Below are 7,361 nucleotides of genomic sequence, written 5' to 3'. Positions count from 1 at the left end.
ACCTTGTTACGACTTCACCCCCCTCACCGGGCACACCTTCGGCACCTCCGTCCCTTGCGGGTTCGGCCAGCGACTTCGGGTGCACCAGACTCGGGTGGTGTGACGGGCGGTGTGTACAAGGCCCGGGAACATATTCACCGCAGTATGCTGACCTGCGGTTACTAGCAACTCCGACTTCATGCAGGCGAGTTGCAGCCTGCAATCCGAACTGAGCCCGGCTTTAAGGGATTCGCTTCACCTCGCGGTGTTGCAGCCCGTTGTACCGGGCATTGTAGCATGTGTGTAGCCCCAGGCATAAAGGGCATGATGACTTGACGTCATCCCCACCTTCCTCTGGGTTTCTCCCAGCAGTCTGACCAGAGAAGTTCAACTGACCATAGGGGTTGCGCTCGTTGCGGGACTTAACCCAACACCTCACGGCACGAGCTGACGACAGCCATGCACCACCTGTGCACCTGCCTTGCGGGGACCGTGTTTCCACGGTTTTCAGGTGCATGTCAAGCCTGGGTAAGGTTCTTCGCGTTGCATCGAATTAAACCACATGCTCCGCTGCTTGTGCGGGCCCCCGTCAATTCCTTTGAGTTTTAACCTTGCGGCCGTACTCCCCAGGCGGTGTACTTATTGCGTTGGCTGCGGCACTGAGCGCGTCAATACGCCCAACACCTAGTACACATCGTTTAGGGCGTGGACTACCGGGGTATCTAATCCCGTTCGCTCCCCACGCTTTCGCGCTACAGCGTCAGTTGCCGGCCAGAAGGCCGCCTTCGCCACTGGTGTTCCTCCCGATATCTACGCATTTCACTACTACACCGGGAATTCCACCTTCCTCTCCGGCACTCGAGCCGACCAGTATTGGAGGCAGTTTCGGGGTTGAGCCCCGAAATTTCACCACCAACTTAGCCGGCCGCCTTAGCGCGCTTTACGCCCAGTAAATCCGGATAACGCTCGCCCCCTACGTATTACCGCGGCTGCTGGCACGTAGTTAGCCGGGGCTTCCTTGGAGGGTACCGTCAGATCTTCTTCCCCTCCGACAGGGCTTTACAAGCCGAAGCTCTTCATCACCCACGCGGCGTTGCTCCGTCAGGCTTTCGCCCATTGCGGAAAATTCCTAACTGCTGCCTCCCGTAGGAGTCTGGGCCGTGTCTCAGTCCCAGTGTGGCTGATCGTCCTCTCAGACCAGCTACCCATCTTCGCCTTGGTAGGCCGTTACCCCACCAACAAGCTAATAGGCCGCGAGCCCGTCTCCGAGCGACTTGCGCCTTTACTCACCAGAGGATGTCCTCCGGTGACCACATCCGGTATTAATCCTGATTTCTCAGGGCTATCCCGGACTCGAAGGTAGGTTGCTCACGTGTTACTCACCCGTGCGCCGCTGAACGCCAGCGGGGTTACCCCCGCTCGCGCTGCGCTCAACTTGCATGTTTCATGCACGCCGCCAGCGTTAATCCTGAGCCAGGATCAAACTCTCCGAAGAAAGTTTCCACGTATCGAGACCCGGCCGGAGCCGGATCCTATTTTGACGTGAATCGACGAGGTCCCACGCCAGGACGCGACCTTGCGGTCGAGTCCCCATGGGCCCTTGCGGATAATCGACTCCACTCTTCAATTGTCAAAGTTCACGGCACGTCACACATGTGGTGACGCGTGCCCCCCGGCAGGCGGGCAAGGGTCCGATTATAGATGCCACGTCCCGGCCGTGTCAAGGCCGCGAGCGCCGTGGGCGTTCGCCCTGTACTCGACCGGTTCCTACCGTGGGCCGCAGCCCCCGGCAGCGAGGCGGGAGTATAGCGTGTCGACCGGGTGGCGTGGGGGGCCCGTCGGGGGCCGAGGGCATGAACACCTCGCGCCGGGTTCCTCCCCCTCAGATGGCGCGGCGGCCGGTGAAGGCGCGGGCGACGGTGAGCTCGTCGGCGTACTGGACGTTCGAGCCCGCGGGCAGGCCGTGGGCCAGGCGCGAGACCATGACCCCGGTGGGGGCGAGGCGCTCGGCGAGGTAGTGGGCGGTGGCCTCGCCCTCGACGTCGGGGTCGGTGGCGACGATCACCTCGGTGACCCCGCCCGCCTCGAGGCGCCGCACCAGCTCGTCGACGCGGAGCTGCCCCGGCCCCACCCCGTCGATCGGCGAGATCGCCCCCTGGAGGACGTGGTAGACGCCCTGGAACTCGCCGCTGCGCTCGATGGCGAGGACGTCGAGGGCGTCCTCGACCACGCAGATCGCGGTGGGGTCGCGCCGGCTGCTGGCGCAGATGCCGCAGAGCTCGCCCTCGGCGATGAAGAAGCAGCGCGAGCAGGGGCGCACCGAGCCGCGGAGGTCGGCGAGCGCCGCCGCCAGCCGCTCCACCGACTCGCGGGGCGCGGTGAGGCAGTGGAAGGTGAGCCGCTGGGCGGTCTTGGGCCCGACCCCGGGCAGGCGGCCGAACTCCGCGGCCAGCCGTTCGATGGCCGGGGGGACGAGGCTCAACGGCCCGGCACCCGCGGCGTGCTAGAGCAGCCCGGGGGGAAGGCCCAGACCCGCGGTCAGGCTGCCCATCTGCTGCGAGGCGAGCTCGCGGGAGCGGTCGAGGGCGTCGTTCACGGCCGCGAGCACCATGTCGGCGAGCAGCTCGGCGCCCTCCTCGAGCACCTCGGGCTCGATCGCCACGGCGAGGATGCGCTGGTGACCGTTGGCGGTCACCGTGATCGCCCCACCGCCGGCGGTCCCGGTCACCTCGACCGACTCCAGCTCCTCCTGCATCTTGGCCATCTTGGTCTGCATCTGCTGGAGCTGCTTCATCATCTTCTGGTTCTGCACGTGGCGCCTCCGCTTCGGTGGGTCTGGTTGAGTCTACGCGGGGCCGTCGGCGGCGGCGTCGCGGAGCCGGCTGGCGGTGATGCGGCTGCCCGGGAACGTGGCCAGCACCGCCGCGGTGGCGTCGGGGGCCTCGGGGACGCCCGGGTCGCGGGGCGGCGCCGGCGCCCGGGGCGCGTCGGTTCCCGAGAAGATCGCCTCCACGCTGCAGGCGCCCCCGGCGACCTCGGAGATGACCTCGTCCAGGAGCCGTGCCTTCTGGCGCTCCTGGAGCCGCTCCAGGTGGAAGCCGTAGGGCGCGCCCACCACCAGCCGCCCCGGGGTCGCCTCCAGGGGGCGGCAGGAGCGGAGCACCCCGGCCAGCATCGGGTCACGGCGGTTGACGGCGTCGACGATCGTGGTCCAGAGCGCCTGCCAGGCGTCGAGGTCGGCGGGACGGCCGGTGGGCGGCGGCGGCGCGGCCGGCGGCGGGGCGGGCGGTTCCGGGGCCGCGGCGAGGTCGGGCTCGGGGGGCGCCACCTCGACCACCGGCTCCTCCGGCGGCGGGACCGCCGGGGCCGGCGGGACCACGACGGCGGCGGGCGGCGGCGGGACCGGCTCGGCGGCGGGTGGCGTGGGAACGGCCCCGGCGAGCCGCCGCTCCAGGTGGGCGACCCGGGCGCTGAGCGCGGCGAGGGCGGCGCCACCGTCCCCCGGCCCCGGCCCGGCCCCGGGGTCGCCGCCGCCGCCGTGGAGCAGGCGGAGCAGGCTCAGCTCCACCTGGAGTCGGGCGTCCACCGGCTGGCGGAGGTTGATCTCGGCGGCGGCGAAGGCGTCGAGCGCCGCCACCCAGAGGCCGCGGCGGGCGGTCGAGGCGAGAGTCCGGCAGGTCTCCTCCTCGTCGTTGCCGAGGTCGGCGCCGCCGGCGGCGCCGAGGGCGACGAGCTCGGCGGCGCGCGCCAGCCGGGACAGGTCGCGGAGCAGCTGGCGGGCGTCGGCGCCGGACTCGAAGGCGCGGGCGGTGGCCCGCAGGGTCTCGCCGGCGTCGCCGGCGGCGAGGCTGAGCAGCAGCTCGCGCACCGTGGCGGGGTCGGCGAGCCCCAGCGAGCGGCGCACCGTCTCGAGCCGCAGCGGCCGCTCGCCGGTGCCCAGCGCCTGGTCGAGGAGCGACATCGCGTCGCGCACGCTGCCCTGCCCGGCGCGGGCGAGCAGGTCGAGCGCGGCGGGCTCCGCCTCGGTCCCCTCCAGGCCGAGGATGCGGCCGAGGTGGGCGGCGATGTCCGGCCGCTCGACGCGGCGGAAGTCGAAGCGCTGCACCCGCGAGCGCACCGTCTCCGGCACCTTGTGCGGCTCGGTGGTGGCGAGGATGAAGAGCACATGGGGCGGCGGCTCCTCCAGGGTCTTGAGGAACGCGTTCCACGCCTCGGTGGTGAGCATGTGGGCCTCGTCGATGATGTAGACCTTGCGGCGCAGCGAGGCGGGGAGGAACTTGACCCGCTCGCGCAGCTCGCGCATCTCGTCGATGCCGCGATTGCTCGCCGCGTCGATCTCGAGCACGTCGACCGCGCCGCCGCCGAGCACCTCGACGCAGGCGGCGCAGACGTTGCAGGGCTCGCCGCCGGCGGGCTGGAGGCAGGTGATCGCCCGGGCCAGGATCCGCGCCGTGGAGGTCTTGCCGGTGCCGCGGATGCCCGAGAAGAGGTAGGCGTGGGCGAGCTCGCCGCTCCGAACCTGGTTGCGGAGGGTGTCCGCGACGTGAGCCTGCCCGATGAGGTCGGCGAAGGTCGCCGAACGGTACTTGCGGTAGAGGGCGATGCTCACCGGCGGGCGCGGGCTCCTCGGCAGGGTGGGATGGGACCCACCTCCCCCCGGCAAGGGGGGAGGGGTAGTCGCGCACCCCACGTCGATGGCGTGTCGCCGGCGCTCACCCGACGGCCCAGCTCAGGCCAGGTTGGCTGCGGCACCCCCGGGGGACCGCTTACCGCTGCTTCCTTCCGGACCTGACGGGGTTCACGGGCCCGGGTTGCGCAGGACCCGGCCGTCGGCGCCGATGCCGTCGGAGCAGACCCGAGAACGCACCCCCTCGGTGGGGAATTCAACCCCGCTATAGCGGATTGCGGGTACAGGGCACCGCTATCTCCCCGTCTAGCGCGACCGCCGCCGATTGTACCCACCGGAGCGAGGCCCAACACGGCGGCCGCGGCCAGGCGGTGCGGCGATCAGGTGGCGTTCGGCGCGACCGGCCAGAGCAGGGCGAAGCAGCTGCCCTCCCCCACCCGGCTCTCCACCTCGACCTTGCCCCCGTGGGCCTCGACCAGGCGGCGCACCAGGGCCAGCCCCATCCCGGTGCCACCGTAGGTGCGGGTGGCGGTGTTGTCGACCTGGTAGAAGCGCTCGAAGACCCGCGGCAGCGCGTCCTCGGGGATGCCGATCCCGGTGTCCGCCACCTCGATCCGCACCATGCCCTTGCCGTTGCGATGGCTGCGGACCCACACCCTCCCGCCCTCGGGGGTGAACTTGACCGCGTTGTCGAGCAGCGCCCGGAGCGCCTGGTTGAAGCGGGTGGGGTCGGCGAGGACCTCGACGTCATGGGGCACGTCGACGCTGAGCGAGACCTGCAGCCCCTCCTTGAGGCGGGACTGGACCGCGGCCACCGCCTCCTCGACGGCGCTGCGCACCTGGGTGGGCAGCGGCTTGAGGCTCAGCGTGTCGGACTCGAGGAGGGAGAAGTCGAGGATGGTCTCGACGATGTCGTAGAGCCTCTTCGCGGCCACCTGGATGTCGTGGAGCGCCTCGGTCTTGTGGGCGTCGTCCCAGGTCTCCCAGCACATCTCCAGCAGGTCGCCCATGCCCATGATCGCGGTCAGGGGGGTGCGCAGCTCGTGCTGGACGGTGCCGAGGAAGTCGGACTTCAGGGCGTCCAGCTCGCGCAGCCGGCGCACCGTCTCGCGCTCCTGCTCGAACAGGCGGGTGTTCTCCAGGGCGATGGCGGCGTTGTTGGCGAGCACCGCCAGGCTCTGGTCCTGGCCCTCGGCCGGGGGCTCACCGGCGCGGGTGATGACCGCGAGGGCGCCCACCACGGCGTCCTGGTAGAACATCGGCACCGCCAGCATGCCCCCCGCCTGCCAGCCCGGCGGCGGCGTGTCGATGCGGACCGAGCGTCCCTCGAGCAGGTCGCCCACCACCCTCCAGCTGGAGATGTCGGGGGGATGGCCGTCGACCCCGTGGGCGGCGCGGAGCGCCAGGTTGTCGCCCTCCCGGATCAGCAGCAGCGCCGCCGAGCCGTGGCCGACGATGGCGGCGGCGGCCCCGACCACCGCCTCCTGGAGGCCCTCGACGCCGCGGGTGGTGGTGGTCAGCGCGCGGGAGACGCCGCCGAGCTCGTCGACGGCGCCGTCGAGGCGGGCCCGGGCCTGCTCGATCTGGGTGACGTACTGGGCGATCTCGGCGCGCATCCGGTTGACGCCGTGGGCGAGACGGCCGAGCTCGTCGGAGGAGGTCACCGGGATGTCGACGGAGTAGTCGCCGCCGGCGATCCGGGCGACGCCGCGCTCCAGCCGGTTGACCGGGCGGCGCACGAAGCGCTCGACGAAGAAGAAGACGAGCAGCGCGGTGCCGAGGATGGCGAAGATCGCGATCAGCCCGAGGGTGAACTCGTCACCACGCTGGTCGCCCACGAAGTCGGCGAGCGGGACCTCCACCCCGACGTAGCCCGCCACCGTCTTCCCGTCGGGCGCCAGCAGGGGGACGAAGCTCCCCGCCACCGAGCCGACGCCGGGTGCGTCGTAGACGCCCTGCGGCGTGTGGTTCCCGGACCGCACCGCGTCGACGATGACCTGCGGGGTGGTGCCCGCCGACGACGTCCTGCCGTCCAGCGAGAGGCGGGCGAGGACGGTGAGCGACTGGGCGGGGATGAAGGACGTCGGGTAGCCGATGACCCCCTGGAAGTGCCCGAGCGCGTCGTTCAGGGGAAGGACCTCGATCACCGCGGCGACCGGCCTGCCGGCGCGGTCGAAGACGGTGTCGCCCGCGTCGGACACGGCGTGGAGACCCTTGGCGTCCCGGAACAGCTCGACCCCGTAGGGCCGGTCGGTGCTCGCCAGCGCCTCCTCCCGGGTCAGAGCGAGCGCCCGCTGCAGGGTCGCCGACTCGCCGAAGGTGGGGGTCAGCTTGTCCTTCGGCGCGTACGTCGCCCCGGAGGCGTCGACGAGCACCGAGTACTCGCCGAAGGCTCCGGAGCCCGAACCCCGGATCGCGTTCCTCACGATGGCCAGCGAGCTCTGGAACTGGATGGCCAGGTCGTTCTCGGTTTCCTTGGGGCCGGTCGGCTTGGCGCTCACGCCGTTCAGCTCCGATGCGACCGCCCGGGCATCGACCTGGAGCGTGGGCTGGGTGATCTGCTTGAAGAGCTGGGCGATGACGGTGGCGCGATTGCCCGAGTTGGTGATCGCGGCCTTCTGGGTCTGCTGGTTGCGGCTCACCAGCAGGAACGCGCCGATGCCGACGACCAGGATCAGCGAGAGCGCGACCCCGGCGGCGAGCAGGCGCAGGGCGAAGGAGGAGCGGAAGCGACTCCTCACCCGCAGGCCTCCGC

4 protein-coding genes, 1 rRNA gene and 1 other RNA gene are annotated in these 7,361 nt (G+C 70.7%); all 6 read right to left on the bottom strand.

Annotation, left to right across the window (positions count from 1 at the left end; all coding sequences use genetic code 11):
* A 16S ribosomal RNA gene (locus tag VGL20_07320) occupies window positions 1-1,474 on the bottom strand; the annotation flags it as partial.
* A 387-nt stretch (window positions 1,475-1,861) separates the two neighbouring features.
* Window positions 1,862-2,461, bottom strand: coding sequence for a recombination mediator RecR (recR, locus tag VGL20_07315; GenBank protein ID HEY2703483.1), 600 nt, complete (start codon window positions 2,459-2,461; stop codon window positions 1,862-1,864).
* 21 nt (window positions 2,462-2,482) lie between these two features.
* Window positions 2,483-2,776: a YbaB/EbfC family nucleoid-associated protein gene (locus tag VGL20_07310; protein HEY2703482.1), complete on the bottom strand. Its 294-nt coding sequence runs from the start codon at window positions 2,774-2,776 to the stop codon at window positions 2,483-2,485.
* A gap of 48 nt (window positions 2,777-2,824) precedes the next feature.
* Complete coding sequence (gene dnaX / locus VGL20_07305) at window positions 2,825-4,588, bottom strand: DNA polymerase III subunit gamma/tau (GenBank protein ID HEY2703481.1); 1,764 nt, start codon at window positions 4,586-4,588, stop codon at window positions 2,825-2,827.
* Window positions 4,589-4,656: 68 nt separating this feature from the next.
* Window positions 4,657-4,921: signal recognition particle sRNA large type (gene ffs, locus VGL20_07300), an RNA gene on the bottom strand.
* 65 nt (window positions 4,922-4,986) lie between these two features.
* Window positions 4,987-7,347 carry an ATP-binding protein gene (locus VGL20_07295; GenBank protein HEY2703480.1) on the bottom strand — a complete coding sequence of 787 codons (2,361 nt, stop codon included), beginning with the start codon at window positions 7,345-7,347 and terminating at the stop codon, window positions 4,987-4,989.
* Between the last annotated feature and the right edge of the window lie 14 nt (window positions 7,348-7,361).

This window comes from Candidatus Dormiibacterota bacterium, assembly GCA_036495095.1.
GTDB lineage: Bacteria > Chloroflexota > Dormibacteria > Aeolococcales > Aeolococcaceae > CF-96.
This window is presented reverse-complemented; position numbering and strand designations above follow the sequence as displayed.